This window comes from Microbispora sp. H10836 (genome assembly GCF_012999525.1).
Taxonomy (GTDB): Bacteria; Actinomycetota; Actinomycetes; order Streptosporangiales; family Streptosporangiaceae; genus Microbispora.
Map to the genome: position 1 here is coordinate 52,317 of NZ_JABBWU010000013.1, position 15,580 is coordinate 67,896.

Annotated in this window: 17 protein-coding genes; 5 read left to right on the forward strand and 12 right to left on the reverse strand. The window is 70.0% G+C overall.

Annotated features, from left to right (window positions below; all coding sequences use genetic code 11):
• Positions 1-113 precede the first annotated feature (113 nt).
• The 3 genes from HHX30_RS23590 to HHX30_RS23600 all read right to left on the reverse strand — a co-directional run bounded on the left by HHX30_RS23590 (position 114) and on the right by HHX30_RS23600 (position 1,544).
• Complete coding sequence (locus tag HHX30_RS23590) at positions 114-530, reverse strand: PIN domain nuclease (protein WP_169984159.1); 417 nt, start codon at positions 528-530, stop codon at positions 114-116.
• Positions 527-769, reverse strand: coding sequence for a type II toxin-antitoxin system VapB family antitoxin (locus HHX30_RS23595; RefSeq protein WP_169984160.1), 243 nt, complete (start codon positions 767-769; stop codon positions 527-529). Before HHX30_RS23595 ends, HHX30_RS23590 begins: the two co-directional genes overlap by 4 nt.
• 130 nt (positions 770-899) lie before the next feature.
• Entirely contained in the window at positions 900-1,544 is a 645-nt protein-coding gene (locus HHX30_RS23600; protein WP_169984161.1) for a TetR family transcriptional regulator, read from the reverse strand.
• Positions 1,545-1,620: 76 nt separating this feature from the next.
• Between HHX30_RS23600 and HHX30_RS23605 the strand changes: the two genes are divergently transcribed.
• Positions 1,621-2,901: a GH1 family beta-glucosidase gene (locus HHX30_RS23605; protein WP_169984162.1), complete on the forward strand. Its 1,281-nt coding sequence runs from the start codon at positions 1,621-1,623 to the stop codon at positions 2,899-2,901.
• Here HHX30_RS23605 and HHX30_RS23610 read toward each other — a convergent pair.
• The gene (locus HHX30_RS23610; RefSeq protein WP_169984163.1) at positions 2,883-3,779 is read right to left on the reverse strand and encodes a hypothetical protein; all 897 of its coding nucleotides are present in this window, start codon (positions 3,777-3,779) and stop codon (positions 2,883-2,885) included. The two genes, HHX30_RS23605 and HHX30_RS23610, sit on opposite strands and share 19 nt — an antisense overlap.
• A 243-nt stretch (positions 3,780-4,022) precedes the next feature.
• On the opposite strand from HHX30_RS23610, the gene HHX30_RS23615 reads away from it, so the two are divergent.
• Complete coding sequence (locus HHX30_RS23615) at positions 4,023-5,459, forward strand: aldehyde dehydrogenase (RefSeq protein WP_169984164.1); 1,437 nt, start codon at positions 4,023-4,025, stop codon at positions 5,457-5,459.
• Between the two features lie 197 nt (positions 5,460-5,656).
• Here the strand turns inward: HHX30_RS23615 and HHX30_RS23620 are convergent, their stop codons facing one another.
• The 4 genes from HHX30_RS23620 to HHX30_RS23635 are packed head-to-tail and all read right to left on the reverse strand — an operon-like array spanning position 5,657 to position 8,960.
• Positions 5,657-6,412, reverse strand: a complete 756-nt coding sequence (locus HHX30_RS23620) for an alpha/beta hydrolase (protein WP_249350367.1) — start codon at positions 6,410-6,412, stop codon at positions 5,657-5,659.
• Positions 6,413-6,461: 49 nt separating this feature from the next.
• Positions 6,462-7,268, reverse strand: a complete 807-nt coding sequence (locus HHX30_RS40840; RefSeq protein WP_211592426.1) for a hypothetical protein — start codon at positions 7,266-7,268, stop codon at positions 6,462-6,464.
• A 28-nt stretch (positions 7,269-7,296) separates the two neighbouring features.
• A complete protein-coding gene (locus HHX30_RS23630; RefSeq protein WP_169984165.1) occupies positions 7,297-8,520 on the reverse strand; it encodes an NRAMP family divalent metal transporter in 1,224 nt (407 codons plus the stop codon).
• The gene (locus HHX30_RS23635) at positions 8,517-8,960 is read right to left on the reverse strand and encodes a hypothetical protein (protein ID WP_169984166.1); all 444 of its coding nucleotides are present in this window, start codon (positions 8,958-8,960) and stop codon (positions 8,517-8,519) included. Before HHX30_RS23635 ends, HHX30_RS23630 begins: the two co-directional genes overlap by 4 nt.
• 316 nt (positions 8,961-9,276) lie before the next feature.
• Here HHX30_RS23635 and typA point away from each other — a divergent pair, with 316 nt between their 5' ends.
• Together typA and HHX30_RS23645 are read left to right on the forward strand one after the other, a co-directional pair.
• Entirely contained in the window at positions 9,277-11,127 is a 1,851-nt protein-coding gene (gene typA, locus HHX30_RS23640) for a translational GTPase TypA (protein ID WP_169984167.1), read from the forward strand.
• A 211-nt stretch (positions 11,128-11,338) separates the two neighbouring features.
• The gene (locus HHX30_RS23645) at positions 11,339-11,986 is read left to right on the forward strand and encodes a superoxide dismutase family protein (protein WP_169984168.1); all 648 of its coding nucleotides are present in this window, start codon (positions 11,339-11,341) and stop codon (positions 11,984-11,986) included.
• A gap of 14 nt (positions 11,987-12,000) precedes the next feature.
• Here HHX30_RS23645 and HHX30_RS23650 read toward each other — a convergent pair whose 3' ends face one another.
• The 4 genes from HHX30_RS23650 to HHX30_RS23665 all read right to left on the reverse strand — a co-directional run bounded on the left by HHX30_RS23650 (position 12,001) and on the right by HHX30_RS23665 (position 14,622).
• On the reverse strand, positions 12,001-12,627 hold the full coding sequence (locus HHX30_RS23650; RefSeq protein WP_169984169.1) for a DUF2461 domain-containing protein: 627 nt from the start codon (positions 12,625-12,627) through the stop codon (positions 12,001-12,003).
• Between the two features lie 64 nt (positions 12,628-12,691).
• Complete coding sequence (locus tag HHX30_RS23655) at positions 12,692-13,510, reverse strand: polysaccharide deacetylase family protein (RefSeq protein ID WP_169984170.1); 819 nt, start codon at positions 13,508-13,510, stop codon at positions 12,692-12,694.
• A gap of 34 nt (positions 13,511-13,544) precedes the next feature.
• Positions 13,545-13,829 carry a hypothetical protein gene (locus HHX30_RS23660; protein WP_311922820.1) on the reverse strand — a complete coding sequence of 95 codons (285 nt, stop codon included), beginning with the start codon at positions 13,827-13,829 and terminating at the stop codon, positions 13,545-13,547.
• A 142-nt stretch (positions 13,830-13,971) separates the two neighbouring features.
• Positions 13,972-14,622 carry a helix-turn-helix domain-containing protein gene (locus HHX30_RS23665; protein WP_169984172.1) on the reverse strand — a complete coding sequence of 217 codons (651 nt, stop codon included), beginning with the start codon at positions 14,620-14,622 and terminating at the stop codon, positions 13,972-13,974.
• A 44-nt stretch (positions 14,623-14,666) separates the two neighbouring features.
• Here HHX30_RS23665 and HHX30_RS23670 point away from each other — a divergent pair, with 44 nt between their 5' ends.
• Positions 14,667-15,524, forward strand: coding sequence for a DMT family transporter (locus HHX30_RS23670; protein ID WP_211592427.1), 858 nt, complete (start codon positions 14,667-14,669; stop codon positions 15,522-15,524).
• Positions 15,525-15,580: the final 56 nt, after the last annotated feature.

The window sequence follows — 15,580 nt, forward strand, 5'->3', positions numbered from 1 at the left end:
AGAGCCTGGCCGATAAGACGCCCGCCCTCCACCGCCTGATCGCGCCCGCGACCGGCCCCGCGAGCCTGCTCACACAGTGCCTGACGTGCCGGAGCCCCACGCGACGTGTGTAGTCAGCGGTCGGCCGTTCCTGGCTCTACAACCCACTGAGTGGGCTGGCCTGTGATTGAAGCGATCATGTCGAAGTCGCCATCGTAATGAAGCACCACAGCGCGGTGCCGTTCGGCGACGGCGGCGATGATCAGATCTGCCATAGAAAGCGCTCGGTGGAAACCACGGTCCAGGGCATCACTCTGAACGTCGAGGACACGGTCGAAGATCTCGTCACCGCAGTAGAGGTAGTTGAACCCGCGCAGGAGAAAACGAATACGCGCCATGTCGGGCTTGTTCCTGGCGCTGCAGACCATCTCCCACTCGATCGCGGCGCAGGTGGCGAGCAGACCACGATCGCTGAGTTCGTCAAGCACCTGCGCAACCGGTGGGTTGCCCCAGCGAGCGAGCGCGGACTTGTCGACCAGATAGTCGGTCACGCAGCGCCCTTCGAGGAACGCTGGAGCGTGCCGTCCGCATTGCGGGGACCGGTCTTCTCCACGATCTCGCTGAGGTCGAGCTCTCCGCTCTTGATCGATTCGGCCAGTTCCAGTCGCAGACGTCGCTTCACGGCCTCCTCCATGGCCATCCGCACCGCCTTGGCCTTGGTTCTGGTGCCGTAGATCCGCATGGCCTCGGCAACCATGTCGTCGTCTAGATCGATGACAGTTCGACTCATCCGAGCACCTCCTCCAGCCAGACTAAAACGATACTATCTGACACGTCGAAAAGATATCGTTTCAAGACTTCACGTCGGCAGATCGCTGTGGCGCGCGGGCATGACCGTAGCGCGCGAGGACCGAAGCGGCTCAGGCGAGGTGGTCGGAGAGGTAGCGGCGGACGAGGCGTTTGCACTCGGCGATGAGGTCGGGGTCACCCTCGGGGTGGGCGCGGAAGGCCAGCTTGAGCACGGCGTCGGCGGCCTCCACGGCGACCACGAAGGCGCGCGACAGGTCGTCGCCCGGCGCCACCCCGAGCGACTCCACCACGAGGGAGCGCAGCCGGTCGGCCACGACGACGTTGTTCTCCAGGGCCTCGTCGAGCATCCGCCGGGTGCCGGGCAGGGCCGGACCGCCGGGAGCGGCGAGCACCTCGCCGAAGTCCACCACACCGAAGCCGGGCGTGGTCCGTTTCATCCGTACGAACTCGTCGACGACCAGGTCCACGGCATCGGTCCAGTCGGACAGCGGCGCGGCGGTCAGCCGGGACGCGATCCGGTCCAGATACGCCTCCAGGTTCCGCAGCGCGAGCGCGCGGACCAGGCTCTGCTTGTCGGTGAAGAACTGGTAGAAGGTCCCGATCGGCACCTCGGCCCGGCGGGCGACCTCCTTGGTCGTCAGGGCCGCGTACCCCGCCTCGTCGAGCAGCTGGGCACACTCGTCCAGCATGCGCTCGACCCGCTCCTGACTGCGGCGCTGGGCGGGCCGGCGGCGCAGCACTCCCCCTGTGGTCATTCCGCCATTCTCTCCCGCTTCACGGGCATCCGGACTAACATGAGTTCTGCTCATATTAGCGGAGAGAGGCGGCATCATGTTCCTCTGGGGTACGGCCACCGCGTCCTACCAGATCGAAGGGGCGGCCACGGAGGACGGCAGAGGGCCCTCCATCTGGGACACCTTCTCGCACACCCCCGGCAGGGTCCGCGACGGGCACACGGGCGACGTGGCCTGCGACCACTACCACCGTTACACCGAGGACGTGACGCTGATGGCCGGCCTCGGCGTCAACGCCTACCGCTTCTCCATCGCCTGGCCGCGGGTGATGCCCACCGGCTGCGGCCCGGTCAACCAGGCCGGGCTCGACTTCTACGACCGTCTTGTGGACGCACTGTGCGAGAACGGCATCACTCCGGTGCCGACGCTCTTCCACTGGGACCTGCCGCAGGCGCTGGAGGACGAGGGCGGCTGGCTCAGCCGCGACACCTCCCGCCGTTTCGCCGACTACGCCGCCGTCGTGGCAGAACGGCTGGCCGACCGCGTACGCATGTGGATCACGCTCAACGAGCCGTTCGTCCACATGGTGGAGGGATACGGCCTGGGCATCCACGCCCCGGGCAGGGCGCTCATGTTCGACGCGCTGCCGGTGGCCCACCACCAGTTGCTCGGGCACGGCCTGGCCACGCAGGCGCTGCGCGCGGGCGGCGCGCAGCAGGTGCTGATCACCAACAACTGCACCCCGGTCCGGCCCGCCTCGGACTCCCCGGAGGACCTGGCCGCCGCCGAGACCTACGACATCCTGCACAACCGGCTGTTCAACGACCCGGTCCTCACCGGCGCCTACCCCGACCTGACGGCGTTCGGCGTCGAGATCCCCGTGAAACCCGGCGATCTGGAGGCGATCGCCCAGCCCCTCGACGGGATCGGGATCAACTACTACAACCCCACCCGGATCGGCGGACCCGGCGGGGACGGCCTGCCGTTCCGGTTCGAGGAGATCACCGGCGTTCCCACCACCGCCTTCGGCTGGCCCGTCGTCCCCGACGGCCTGCGCGAACTGCTCGACGGCCTCAAGGACCGGTACGGCGACGCGCTGCCGCCCGTCTACATCACCGAGAACGGCTGCTCGTACGACGGCCTGGACGACCAGGAGCGGATCGACTACCTCGACGGCCACATCCGGGCGATGCGGCAGGCGGACGTGGACCTGCGGGGCTACTTCGTCTGGTCGCTGCTGGACAACTTCGAGTGGGCCGAGGGCTACCACCAGCGGTTCGGCCTGGTCCACGTCGACTTCGAGACCCAGGAGCGCACGCCGAAGGCGTCCTACCACTGGCTGCGCGAATTCCTGCGGGATCAGAGCACCGACACGTGAACGTGGTCGTAGTGGTTGGCGGTGATGCCACCGCGGTCGGACATCATCCTCCATCCGGCGCCGGTGCGCATGTCGTAGAAGCGCTGCTGCCAGATGATGTACATGATCCCGTACTCGCTCGCGTGCTGGATGCACCACTGGGCCAGGGCGTCGCCGCGCTCCTTGGCCACCACGTCCGGCATGCGGCCGCCGCCGCTCATCATGAAGTCACAGGCCCGGCCCTTGCCGTGCTCCCCCGGGTCGCCGGGGCGCAGGCAGCCGACGCCGAACGGCATCGGGAACTGCCCCATGATCGCATTGCGCGTCGAGACCATGCGCTGGGTCAGTCCGCTGCCGGCGTCGGGCGCCTGGAAGCCGTACTTCGCCATCAGCCGCTCGACCTCGCCGCGCCTCGACTTGAGCTGCTTGATGTGCGCCTGCAGTTTGTCGATCTCGCCGGCGGCCGCGAGGGCCGCCTTCTTCTGCTTGGCGACGAGGTCCTTGACGCTGTTGAGCCGCTCGGTCCTGGCGGTGCCCAGATAGGACAGCATCGCCAGCGAGCTCGGGTCGGCCGACAGGGAGAACAGCTGCGAGGCGTCCGCACCCCCGGTCATGTACGAGGACTGCGCGAACGCCGCCACCTGCCGCTGGGCCAGACGCAGGTCGGCCTGCAGTTTCTTGCTCCTGCTGGAAGCCTTCTGCGCGGCTCTCTTCGCGTCCTCCAGGCTGAGGATCTCGCCGCGGTACTCCTTCTGGAGCGCGGCGGCCTCCTGGGTGAGCTTGCGGAGCTTGGCCTGCTGGTCCGGTTCCGCCTCGGCGGTGAGGGCGCCCGAGACAGATGGTGCGACAAGCAGCGCGGTGGTGACCACCGCCAGCCTGGCCCAGCGTCCCGACCGCACGCGACCTCCACTCGGATTCGGTCCGAAACTATAGAAGACGATCTTTACGGTCTGCTACCGGAACAGGAGAAACTCTTGGGTTCAAAGCGGACAGCGGCCGGATTTCCGCCCGCGTGCCCCGTTCGCCGTCGGCGCGTCTACCTGGGTCGATCCCGTTTCGCGGGTCCACTCTTGCCAAGGCCGAGCAGAACATGATTCGGTCTCTCTGTATGCGCGATGGCGCGCCCGATCAGGAGGCAGGCAATGCTGCAGCACGACACGCTGTTCATCGGGGGCGACTGGGTGGCCCCCGCGGGCACGGGCACGATCGAGGTGATCTCCCCCCACAGTGAGGAGGTCGTCGGCCGGGTGCCGGACGGCACCGCCGCCGACATGGACCGGGCCGTCGCGGCCGCCAGGGACGCCTTCGACAACGGGCCCTGGCCGCGGATGACGATGGCCGAGCGCGCGGCGGTCGTGGGACGGCTGGCGGAGATCTACGAGGCCCGCCAGGCCGAGATGGCTGAGATCATCACGGTGGAGATGGGGTCTCCGATCACGTTCTCCCAGCTCGCCCAGGCTCCGCAGCCACTGGGGATGCTCAAGTATTTCGCCGGTCTCGGCGCGACGTTCCCCGTCGAGGAGGAGCGGCCCGGCCTGTTCGGCCCGATGATCGTCCGCCGCGAGCCGGTCGGCGTCGTGGCGGCCGTCGTCCCCTGGAACGTCCCCCAGTTCGTCACCATGACCAAGCTGGCCCCGGCGCTCGTCGCGGGCTGCACGGTGGTGCTCAAGCCCGCTCCCGAGACGCCGCTCGACTCCTACCCGCTCGCCGAGATGATCAAGGAGGCCGGCATCCCGGCCGGGGTGGTCAACATCGTCGCGGCCGGCCGCGAGGCGGGCGAGCACCTGGTCTCCCATCCCGGTGTCGACAAGGTGGCCTTCACCGGCTCGACCGCCGCCGGGCGCAGGATCGCGGCGATCTGCGGCGAACAGCTCAAGCGCTGCACGCTCGAACTCGGCGGCAAGTCGGCGGCGATCATCCTCGACGACTGCGACCTGCCCTCCGCCATGGGCTTCCTGTCGATGGCCTCGCTGATGAACAACGGCCAGGCGTGCGTGGCGCAGACCCGCATCCTCGCCTCCCGCAACCGCTACGACGAGGTCGTCCAGGCCGTCGCCGAGATGGTGACGAGCCAGCAGGTGGGCGACCCCGCCGACCCGGCCACCGCGATCGGGCCGCTGGTGGCCAGGCGGCAGCAGGAACGGGTCGAGGGCTACATCAGGTCGGGCATCGAGGAGGGCGCCAAGCCGGTCGTCGGCGGCCTCGACCGGCCGTACGACCGTGGCTGGTACGTCGCGCCAACCGTCTTCGCCGGGGCCACCAACGACATGCGCATCGCCCGTGAGGAGATCTTCGGCCCGGTGCTGGCGGTGATCCCGTACGAGGACGAGGAGGACGCGGTGCGGATCGCCAACGACAGCGACTACGGCCTGTCGGGCTCGGTCTGGACCGCCGACACCGATCACGGGGTGGACGTCGCCCGCCGGGTGCGCACCGGCACGTACGGCGTCAACGTGATGCACACGCTCGACCCGAACACGCCGTTCGGCGGCTTCAAGGCCAGCGGCCTGGGCCGGGAGCTCGGCCCCGAGGGCCTGTCGGCCTACCTGGAGACCAAGTCGATCGCCCGGCTGGGCTGAACGCGTGAGCTGAAACGCGTGAGCTGAAACAACGCGTCCCTGCGGCCCGGTACGGCATGCGTGCCGTACCGGGCCGGTGAAACCGCCCAGCGCGCCCCCGCGACGCTGGGCCACACCCGGTGAGGGTGTGCGCCGATCCCCCAATCGGCGGTATGGATCGGGGAGTTCCGGATCCACACAACCCTCATAGACGACCCTTATGGGGATTTGGTTCGCGAGATCCACTGACCGATTTTGCGGACCAGGTCAGGGGTGGCCGCCGCCTCCGCGTGGCCGTATCCCGGCTCCACCCACAGCTCCTTCGGCTCGGCCGCGCACTCGTACAGCTGGTGGGCGTGCTCGAGGGGGAAGAACGGGTCGTGGTCACCGTGCACGATCAGCAGCGGCGTGGGCGCGACCAGCGCCGCCGCCTCGTACGGCGGGAGCGGGACGGGGTTCCATCCGCCGCCCGCGATCCGGGTCCGCTTGACCAGCCGGGCCGCCAGCCGCCCGTGCCAGCGTTCGATCGCCCAGTGGACCTGCCGCATGGGTTTGGTGCCGCGGTAGTACCAGCGGGCCGGGCCGCTCACCGACACCACCCCGTCCACCCCCCGCTGCAGCGCGGCGTGCCGCACGACCACGGCGGCGCCCATCGAGAAGCCGACGGTGGCGATGCGCCGGTAGCCGATCGAGCGGGCGTGCTTGACCGCCGCGTCCACGTCGAGGACCTCCAGGTCGCCCACCGTGGACCGACCGCCGGAGCGTCCGTGGCCCCGGAAGTCGAAGGACACCACGCCGCCGAACCGCGACAGGACGTGCACGATGCGCCGGGTGTCCGGCCCCCTCCACGTTCCGGTGAAGCCGTGCGCGACCACGATGCCGAGATCGAGTGAGCCGTTGGGCGTGTGCGCCGCGTCGATGCGGACACCGTCCGCCGTGCGCAGCATCGCCCCGAAAGCAGCAGCGAGAGTCATGCCCTCGACCTTATTTCCCGCCATTTCACCCCCCACGCGACGGGATCAATCAGAGATCGGCCGTCGACCGCAGCCGTTCCCAGGGGACCCCAAGCCTGACCTCCTCGTCGTCGAGCGACTCGATCTGGTCCCATTCGGCGTAGCGGATCTCGCCGTGCATGCGGCGCACGAGGGCGCCCAGCAGCGACGGCCCCCACAGCCCGGGGCCGCGCTCGTACCCGAAGAGCCGCCCGGCCCGCCGCCGGGCGATCAGCAGCCCGGCCGCCCGGAACGCGTGATGGACCCCGGCCAGCAGCGGCCCGTCCTGGACGAGGCGGACGTCCACGGTGTCACCGGCGGCCTCCCCCGACGGGCCGCGGACCGTACGGCCGAGCAGCCCGCCGAGCCGCATGGCGTCCGGCCTGTCCTCCCCCCGCTCCCGCACCCGGAGCGCCTTCTCCGGCGCATCCCGTGCGCCGCTTTCGGGATCATCCTGTTCCTCCGTCCCTGCCGCTCCCGGGATCCGGCCGACCACGTTCCTGGTCAGCCAGCGCTCCAGCGCCAGGTCCTGCCGGTGGCCGGCCACCCGTACGGCACTGCCGATCTCGGTCACCAGGCTCATCTCGATGCGGTACGGCCCCGGCCGCTCCTCCCGCCGGAAGAGCCGGTCGGTCTCCGTCATCAGCCATCCCGGCAGGCCGCCGAGCCGCGGGCCGAGCGCGAGCGGGCCCGACAGGATCGCGGTGACGTACGGCCGGTCACCGGGCCGCATCTCCAGGTCGTCCACCTTGCACAGCAGGCGGTCGTCGCTCTCCCTGACGACCTGCCGGTCGAGCAGGTGCAGGCGGGCGTGCAGCACCCGCGCGGGTTCGGTCAACGAGTCCTCACCTCCTCCGGCCGGGTCGTCACTGCCCCGCCTTCGTCGCGATCATCAGGGGGATGGCCGCGACCGCCACGACGAGCAGCAGCACCATGTAGAAACTTCCCAGCACGTTGCTGAATCTGCCGTTGACCTTCTCCCCCATGTAGTCGGGATCGTTGGCGATCATGAGGACCGGCAGGTAGGTGAGCGGCAGGGCCGCGGCCGAGAAGACCAGCGAATACTCGGTCACCTTGATCGGGTCGATGGTGGTGAGGATCAGCGCGGTCGCGACGATCACCGAGGCCAGCACGGTCACGTGGAACCGGGCGGCGCGGCCCGGCACCACGTATTTGCCCCACTGCCAGCCGAAGTACTGGCTCAGGGAGTAGCCCGACGACAGGGCGGTCTCCAGCGTCGCGCCGAACGTGGCCGCGAACACCCCGAGGATCACCACACCGAGGCCGACTTTGCCCAGCCCCTGGGCGACCGGGAGCACCATCTGCCCGAGCGAGTCGGGCTCGGCCGCGACCGGCATGAACACGGTCGCCGCGCACGCCGCGATCGTCAGCGACAGCACGCCGCCGAGGGGGAAGCCGACGAACACGTTGGCCCGCGCCGTGACCAGATCCCTGCGGGTCCACCGCTCCTCGACGCCGCCCGAGGAGAAGAAGAACACCTCGTACGGCGTCATCGCCCCGCCGAGCAGCGCGATCGCGTAGTAGAGGTAGGTCGGCACGCCCTCGTCCTGCGGCGGCCGGACGAGCTGCGTGGTCAGCTCGCCCCAGTCGGGCCCGAGCTGCCACAGCGCGACGATGAACACGACGAGCGCGAGCCCGGCCAGCCCGAAGACGCGCTCCATGGTCTCGAACTTCACCCGCCACATGACCAGCCAGGCGACCAGGGCCACCGGCGGCACCCACAGCAGGTAGTTGAGGCCGGTCACCAGCTCCAGCGCGAGCGCGGCGCCGCCGATCTCGGCCGCCAGCGTGAGCACGTTGATGAAGAACGACGCGCCGAGGTTGACCAGCCCGGCGCGGGGGCCCATGCGCTCGCGGACGAGGTCGAAGACCGGCCGCTGCGACACCGCCGCGATCCTGCCGGACATCTCCGCGAAGACGCAGATGCCGATGATGCCGACGACCACCACCCACGCGAGGGACATGCCGAACCTCGACCCCACGACGGCGTTGGCGACCAGGTCGCCGATGTCCACGAACCCGCCGAAGGCCGTCAGGATGCCGAGCGTGACCGCGAGGAACCTCTTCACTTGTGCCTCTCCGCGAAGTCGCTCAGCTCGCTCGCGAGCCTGCCCAGGTCCCGTACGGCCGCCGCCGGGTCCTTCACCCCGTCCCGGCGCGTCTGGATGAGCAGGTCCTCGATCTCGCTCTCGGCCTTCTCGGTGAGGCGCAGCACCTCGTCCCTGATCCGGTCGGAGGCGTCCGAGGGCGGCTGCACACCGCCGAACTGGTCGTTGACGCTGCCCAGGTCGTGCACCGCCTCGGTCAGCACCACCTCGGCGTACGGCCCGGTCATGCGGTCCCGGTACGCCACGACGGAACGGGCGAACCGCACGGCCGAGGCGGCCGACTCGGCCGTCTTTCCGGCCTTGAGCGCGTAGTCGTGGTCGTCCCACGCGGGGCTGACGCACCCGGACAACAGGAGTGCCGTCAGCAGGGCGGGCGGCACCAGGCGAGCCGGCGGAATCATGTGCGCCGCCGCAGCAGGAGGTAGGCGAGGACGAGGATCGGCACGAGGAACTCCGCCCAGGCGATCAGCAGCACGAGACCTTCATCCGTCACAGCCGGTCCACCTGCCCTGACGGAGAGCCTTTAGACGGAGCGTTTCGACGGCAAGGAATGCCGATCGCCGCGCGGGCGTTTCCACCGAGGGTTCCGTAGCCGTCGGCGCGTGGCGGCGATCGGGATCAACTAAAATGGCTTGGCCGTGTCATGCGGCGGATGTGCGTCTCGCTTCAGTCCCGGGACGCGGACGACACCCCGACGAACCAGAGCGAGACTTCACTATGCCTATGAACACCCGCGACGACCTGCGGAACATCGCGATCATCGCGCACGTCGACCACGGCAAGACCACGCTGGTCGACGCCATGCTATGGCAGTCCGGAGCGTTCCGGGCCAACCAGGACGTGGACGAGCGGGTCATGGACTCCAACGACCTCGAGCGCGAGAAGGGGATCACCATTCTCGCCAAGAACACGGCGGTCAGGCACGGCGGCATGACCCTCAACATCATCGACACCCCGGGCCACGCCGACTTCGGCGGCGAGGTCGAGCGCGGCCTGTCCATGGTGGACGGCGTCGTGCTGCTGGTGGACGCCTCCGAGGGCCCGCTGCCGCAGACCCGCTTCGTGCTGCGCAAGGCGCTGTCCGCGAAGATGCCGGTGATCCTGTGCATCAACAAGGTGGACCGGCCGGACGCCCGCATCGCCGAGGTCGTCGACGAGGTGTACGAGCTGTTCATCGACCTCGACGCGACCGAGGACCAGATCGACTTCCCGATCGTGTACGCCTCGGCCAAGGCCGGACGGGCCTCGCTGGAGCGCCCCGCCGACGGCGGCATGCCGGACTCCCCCGATCTGGAGCCGCTGTTCGACACGATCAAGACCACGATCCCGGCGCCGGTCTACGACCCGTCCGCGCCGCTCCAGGCCCACGTCACCAACCTCGACGCGTCCAGCTATCTCGGCCGTATCGCGCTGTGCCGCGTCCACCAGGGCACGATCCGCAAGGGCCAGCAGGTCGCGTGGTGCCGCACTGACGGCAGCGTCCAGCGCGTCAAGATCTCCGAGCTGCTGATGACCGAGGCGCTGGAGCGCAAGCCCGCCGAGGAGGCCGGGCCCGGCGACATCATCGCGATCGCCGGCATCCCGGACATCATGATCGGTGAGACGCTGGCCGACCCCGAAGACCCGCGCCCGCTGCCGCTGATCACGGTCGACGAGCCGGCGATCTCCATGACGATCGGCACCAACACCAGCCCGCTGGTCGGCAAGGTCAAGGGCGCCAAGGTCACCGCCCGCCTCGTGAAGGACCGCCTCGACAAGGAGCTGGTCGGCAACGTCTCGCTGCGCGTGCTGCCCACCGAGAGCCCGGACGCCTGGGAGGTGCAGGGCCGTGGCGAGCTGGCCCTGGCCATCCTCGTGGAGCAGATGCGCCGCGAGGGCTACGAGCTGACGGTCGGCAAGCCGCAGGTCGTGACCAAGGTCGTCGATGGCAAGGTGCACGAGCCGGTCGAGCGCCTCACGGTCGACTGCCCGGAGGAGTACCTGGGCGCCGTCACCCAGCTCCTGGCCGTGCGCAAGGGCCGCATGGAGCACATGACCAACCACGGCACCGGCTGGATCCGCATGGAGTTCCTGGTGCCGGCGCGCGGCCTGATCGGCTTCCGCACCGAGTTCCTCACCGAGACCCGCGGCACCGGCCTCGTGCACCACGTGTTCGAGACGTACGAGCCGTGGTTCGGCGAGCTGCGCACCCGTAACAACGGCTCGCTGGTCGCCGACCGCGCGGGCCAGGTCACCGCGTTCGCCATGATCAACCTGCAGGAGCGCGGCACGCTGTTCGTCTCCCCCGGCACCGAGGTGTACGAGGGCATGATCATCGGGGAGAACTCCCGCTCCGACGACATGGACGTGAACATCACCAAGGAGAAGAAGCTCACCAACATGCGCTCCTCCACCAGCGAGGAGACCGAGAAGGTGATCCCGCCGCGCGTCCTGTCCCTGGAGCAGGCCCTGGAGTTCATCCGCGACGACGAGTGCGTGGAGATCACCTCGCAGACCGTGCGCATCCGCAAGACAGTCCTCGACTCGGCCAGCCGGGGGCGCGCGGCCGCCCGCGCCAAGCGCAGCTGAGCTCCTTCACCCGAAAGGCTCCTTCACCCGAAGCCCTCGCCGACTCGATCGGTCGGGGCTTCGGCTTTTCGCTTCGGCGGCGACGCCGACGAGGGGATGCAGACGGCAAGAGCAGGTAAACGGCGGGCACAGATGACGCCGTTCGCGCTCCCCCGCACACCCGGCCGTGCTCTGCTGGCGCAGGCAGTGCAGCGTCTGAGGAGGAGCGATCATGCCCCGCACAACCCGTCTCGCCATGGCCGCCGGGCTCGCCCTGGGACTGGCCGCCGCGGCCGCGCCGGCCGTCCCGGTGCTGTCCGCCACGACCACAGCGGCCACCACAGCGGCCACCACCACGCAGACCCGGCCCGGCGAGCCGGTCACCGCGGTCATCCGGAACACCGCGGGGCGCGTCCTCGGCACCGTGCACGTCGAGCGGTACGACGCGAAGAAGTCGCGGGTCAGCGTCGGCATGCGGGGACTCGCCCCCGGCTTCCACGGCTTCCACGTCCACGCCGCCGGCGTGTGCGATCCCCGCTCCGTGGACCGGGCGACGGGCAGCGCGTTCTCCAGTGCCGGAAGCCACCTCGGCTCGGGAGCGCACGGCGACACGGCCGGAGACATGCCACCGCTGCTGGCGGCCGCGGACGGCACCGCCTCCGCGTCCTTCGTGACCGACAGGTTCACCCCGGAGCAACTGGCCGACGCCAACGGGAGCGCGTTCGTGGTGCACGCCGGACCGGACAACTTCGCGCACATCCCGGACCGGTACTTCCACCGCCCCGACGACACCGGCGCCGTGGGCCCGGACGCCGCCACGCGCAAGACCGGGGACGCCGGCGCCCGGATCGGCTGCGGCCTCGTCAAAGGCCGCGGCTGACCGGGCGGGGGCGGTCAGGACAGGTGGCGCCTCAGCCAGTCGACCAGCGGGACGAGCGCCCGCCAGGTCGAGCGGACCCGGTCGAGGCTCTCGGGGGTGTGCAGCCATGGCTCCGGCTCGAACCGCCGCCCGGCGTGCAGCGTCTTGTGCCGCAGGAGGTCGAGCCGGGGGTGGTCCTCCGGCGTGCCGCGGGGGCGGGTCTTGAGCCGCTCGCCGCCGACCGTGAGATCGCCGGGCAGGGCCGCGAGGATCTTCTCCAGCAGGGGCCCGGCGGTGTCGTCGTCCAGGGCCTCACGGTAGCGCGGCACCTGGTCGCCCGGCATCCACCAGCCCGCCGCCACGTAGAGGCCGTCGGCGTCCACCTGGACGTAGTAGCCGACGCCCTCCACGCCCACCCCGCAGTAGGCCCCCTGGTGCGTCTTGTACGGCGACTTGTCCTTGGCGAACCGCACGTCCCGGTGCGGCCGGAACAGGTGGGCGGGCCCGAAGTCCGGCTCCAGCTCGTCCATGAGCGCGAGCATCGGCGCCCGGACCCCGGTCTCGTACAACTCCTTGTGGGCCGTCCAGTACGCCTTCGAATTGTCGGCGACGAGGCCCTCGTAGAAGATGAGCGCCTCGTCAGGGAACCCGCTGAAACCCATGCCACCCACCTTCGCACGCCCCACCGACAGTCCCGGGACCGGGACCGCGCAGGCCGTGGCCCGTCTACCGGTTGGTGTACTTCTTGCCGGGCGTGGTGGAGCCGAGCAGCTCCGAGACGGTCACGTACGTGAAGCCCTTGCGGTCGAGTTCGTCGAGCAGGTGGGGCAGCGCCTGCACGGTGGTGGCGTGGATGTCATGCATGAGCACGATGTCGCCCGGTTTCGCCGCGGCGCTGCGCTGGGCGATCACGGTGGGGTTGCGGTTGAGCCAGTCGAGGGTGTCGACCGCCCACATGATCTGCGCCAGGCCCGCCTGTCTGGTCTCGTTGTCGACCGACTGGTTCGTCGCGCCGTACGGCGGGCGCATGAGCCGCATCCGCATGCCGGTCACCTTCCGCACAACCTCCTGGGTCCGGTCGAGCTCGCGGCGCAGGCCGTCGGACGACAGCCCGGGCAGCGAGGCGTGGTCCCAGGAGTGGTTGCCGATCTCGTGGCCCTCGGAGGCCATCCGCCGCACGAAGTCCCGTGTCTCGTCCGTGACCATCTGCCCGAGCAGGAAGAACGTGGCCCGGGCGTGGTGGGCGGCGAGCAGGTCGAGGACGTGCCCGGTGTATTCGGCCGGCCCGTCGTCGAACGTCAGCGCCACGCATTTGTGCTTCCTGCAGTCGACGTGCCGGGGCGGCGGGATCGCGGGCAGGCGCGGCCCGGGCGCTCCCCGCTGTGTCCCCGCCAGCCGGAAGCGCAGCAGGTCGGCGTCGAAATGCCCCGGTGTGCCGAAGCGCGGATGCGGCGCCACGGGACGCTCCCCCGCGGCCGGTACGGTCCTGGCCTGGGCACATCCGCCGAGCAGCAGCAACGACAGCAGCACGGATCCGATCCGCATACGACCCCCCGGAGCAGGCGGGGGGCCACGAACGCTACGGATAGCCTCCGGCCGATCCCCCCCGCAGAACCTTTTCCAGCTCCTCCCACCAGGGCGGCACGTCCGCCTTGAGTTCGGCGTACCTGCGGGCCACCCGGATGGCGCATCCTGCGGGGTCCGTACCCAGGTGCCGGCACTTCACGGCACCCTCGCGCCAACGGTAAAAGCCCTCACGGAAGGTCACGACCAGGCCTATCCAGACGGAGAGAGTAGCCTCGTCACCGATCTCGTAGGCGTCGGCCACCCCGAGCGCGGCGAGTTCCGCGCGAAGTTTTTCCACCGCGACTCGCGATTCACTCACCGGCCACCGCCCCCTGCACAGCAGACACGCACAAAAAGGGATGTACCCAACCTTGGAGCGGCGCTTGCGGATTCATTCTGTAATCATCAACTACTGAGCGTCACCACGCAGCCCTTACTCGTCAGTCATCTGCAGGTTCTCTGCCATCGGCGGGCTCCCGGACTTCGGGCCGCACCGTGACATCGGGCGGCGCCGCGACATCCGGTGGTTCCGGGGGCTCGGTGACCACCATCACGAAGCGCAGCGGTTCGTCGTGCTCGTTGGCGTATCGGTGCGGCCGGTCGGCGCTGAACACGACGGCGTCACCGCACCCCACAGCGTGGCTCCTGCCGTACACGGTCAGCGTGAGCCGTCCCTCCAGGACGGTGAGCATCTCCCGGGTCCCGGCGGGGTGCGCGTCGCCGTCGTGGTGCTCGCCCGGCCCGAGCCGCCAGTCCCACAGCTCCAGGATCGCGGGCGCGTCGGTCCCCACGAGCAGGCGGGCCGATCCTCCCCCGGGGTGCCGGAACGTCACCACCTCGGACTCGTGCACGACCCGGACGACCGGGGTGTCGGCGACCTCCACCAGCCGGGCGAGGGTGACGCCCAGCGCGTCGGCGATGCGGGTGAGCGTGTTGACGCTCGGGTTGGTGCGGCCCTGCTCGATCTGGATGAGCATGCCGCGGCTCACGTTCGACCGCGCCGCGAGCTCGTCGAGGGTCATCCCCCGGTGGGCCCGCTGGCCCCGTACGTTGGCGGCGATGGCCGCGGTGATCGTCGCAGGATCAGCCATGGATCCACAATAGTGATCTCCAAGTACAATCCATTGCACTATTGATGCAATCTCTTGGGGGACCTGTGACGGCGGCGGCGCTCGCGACGGCATGCGCGGTGATCTTCGGCACGGCCGACTTCTTCGGCGGGCTCGCCACCAGGCGTTCGAAGGTGCTGGCCGTCGTCGTGCTCTCCCAGCTCGGCGGCCTGCTGCTGATCGCCGTCCTGCTCCCGATCCTGCCGGGCCACGCGAGCACGGCCGCGCTCGCCTGGGGGATGGCCTCCGGGGTCGCCGGCGCCTTCGGCATCGTGCTGTTCTACCGCGGCCTGGCCACCGGCATGATGTCCGTGATCGCCCCGACCACGGCGACGACCGCGATGGCCGTCCCCGTGGTCTTCGGCCTGCTCACCGGCGACCGGCCGTCCGCCCTGGCCCTGGTTGGCGTCGCGCTCGGCCTGCTCGCCGTCCTGCTGGTCAGCCGCGAGCCGAACGGCGGCGCGAGCGGCCCGAAGGCGGGACCGATCATCGCCGCCCTGGTGTCGGGAGCGGGTTTCGGCGGGTTCTTCGTGCTGCTCAAGCTGGCCCCGGCCGAATCCGGCACGTGGCCCCTGCTGGGGGCGAGGATCGCGTCGATCACGCTGGTCGCGCTGCTGGCTCTCGCCACGCGCAGGAGCCTGCGCCCGGTGCCCGGCAGCCTGACGGTGACGATCACGGCCGGGGTGCTCGACATGAGCGCCAACGTGCTCTATCTCTTCGCGGCGCAGCGGGGGATGCTCACCCTGGTCGCCGTCCTGGTGTCGCTCTACCCGGCGAGCACGCTACTGCTCGCGCGGTACGTACTGGGCGAGCGGCTGAGCCCCGTGCAGATCACCGGCGTGGGGTTCGCGCTCGGCGCGATCGCCCTCATCGCCGCCGCCTGAGCGCCCCAGAGCGCCCCAGAGCGCCCCAGAGCGCCCCAGAGCACCGCATGGGCACG

Excerpts from the sequence above, each read along its gene's own strand:
- HHX30_RS23595 (WP_169984160.1), bottom strand. The coding sequence starts at position 769 with ATGAGTCGAACTGTCATCGATCTAGACGACGACATGGTTGCCGAGGCC.
- HHX30_RS23600 (WP_169984161.1), bottom strand. The coding sequence starts at position 1,544 with ATGACCACAGGGGGAGTGCTGCGCCGCCGGCCCGCCCAGCGCCGCAGT.
- HHX30_RS23605 (WP_169984162.1), top strand. The coding sequence starts at position 1,621 with ATGTTCCTCTGGGGTACGGCCACCGCGTCCTACCAGATCGAAGGGGCG.
- HHX30_RS23615 (WP_169984164.1), top strand. The coding sequence starts at position 4,023 with ATGCTGCAGCACGACACGCTGTTCATCGGGGGCGACTGGGTGGCCCCC.
- HHX30_RS23620 (WP_249350367.1), bottom strand. The coding sequence starts at position 6,412 with ATGACTCTCGCTGCTGCTTTCGGGGCGATGCTGCGCACGGCGGACGGT.
- HHX30_RS23635 (WP_169984166.1), bottom strand. The coding sequence starts at position 8,960 with ATGATTCCGCCGGCTCGCCTGGTGCCGCCCGCCCTGCTGACGGCACTC.
- typA (WP_169984167.1), top strand. The coding sequence starts at position 9,277 with ATGCCTATGAACACCCGCGACGACCTGCGGAACATCGCGATCATCGCG.
- HHX30_RS23645 (WP_169984168.1), top strand. The coding sequence starts at position 11,339 with ATGCCCCGCACAACCCGTCTCGCCATGGCCGCCGGGCTCGCCCTGGGA.
- HHX30_RS23650 (WP_169984169.1), bottom strand. The coding sequence starts at position 12,627 with ATGGGTTTCAGCGGGTTCCCTGACGAGGCGCTCATCTTCTACGAGGGC.
- HHX30_RS23655 (WP_169984170.1), bottom strand. The coding sequence starts at position 13,510 with ATGCGGATCGGATCCGTGCTGCTGTCGTTGCTGCTGCTCGGCGGATGT.
- HHX30_RS23665 (WP_169984172.1), bottom strand. The coding sequence starts at position 14,622 with ATGGCTGATCCTGCGACGATCACCGCGGCCATCGCCGCCAACGTACGG.
- HHX30_RS23670 (WP_211592427.1), top strand. The coding sequence starts at position 14,667 with ATGCAATCTCTTGGGGGACCTGTGACGGCGGCGGCGCTCGCGACGGCA.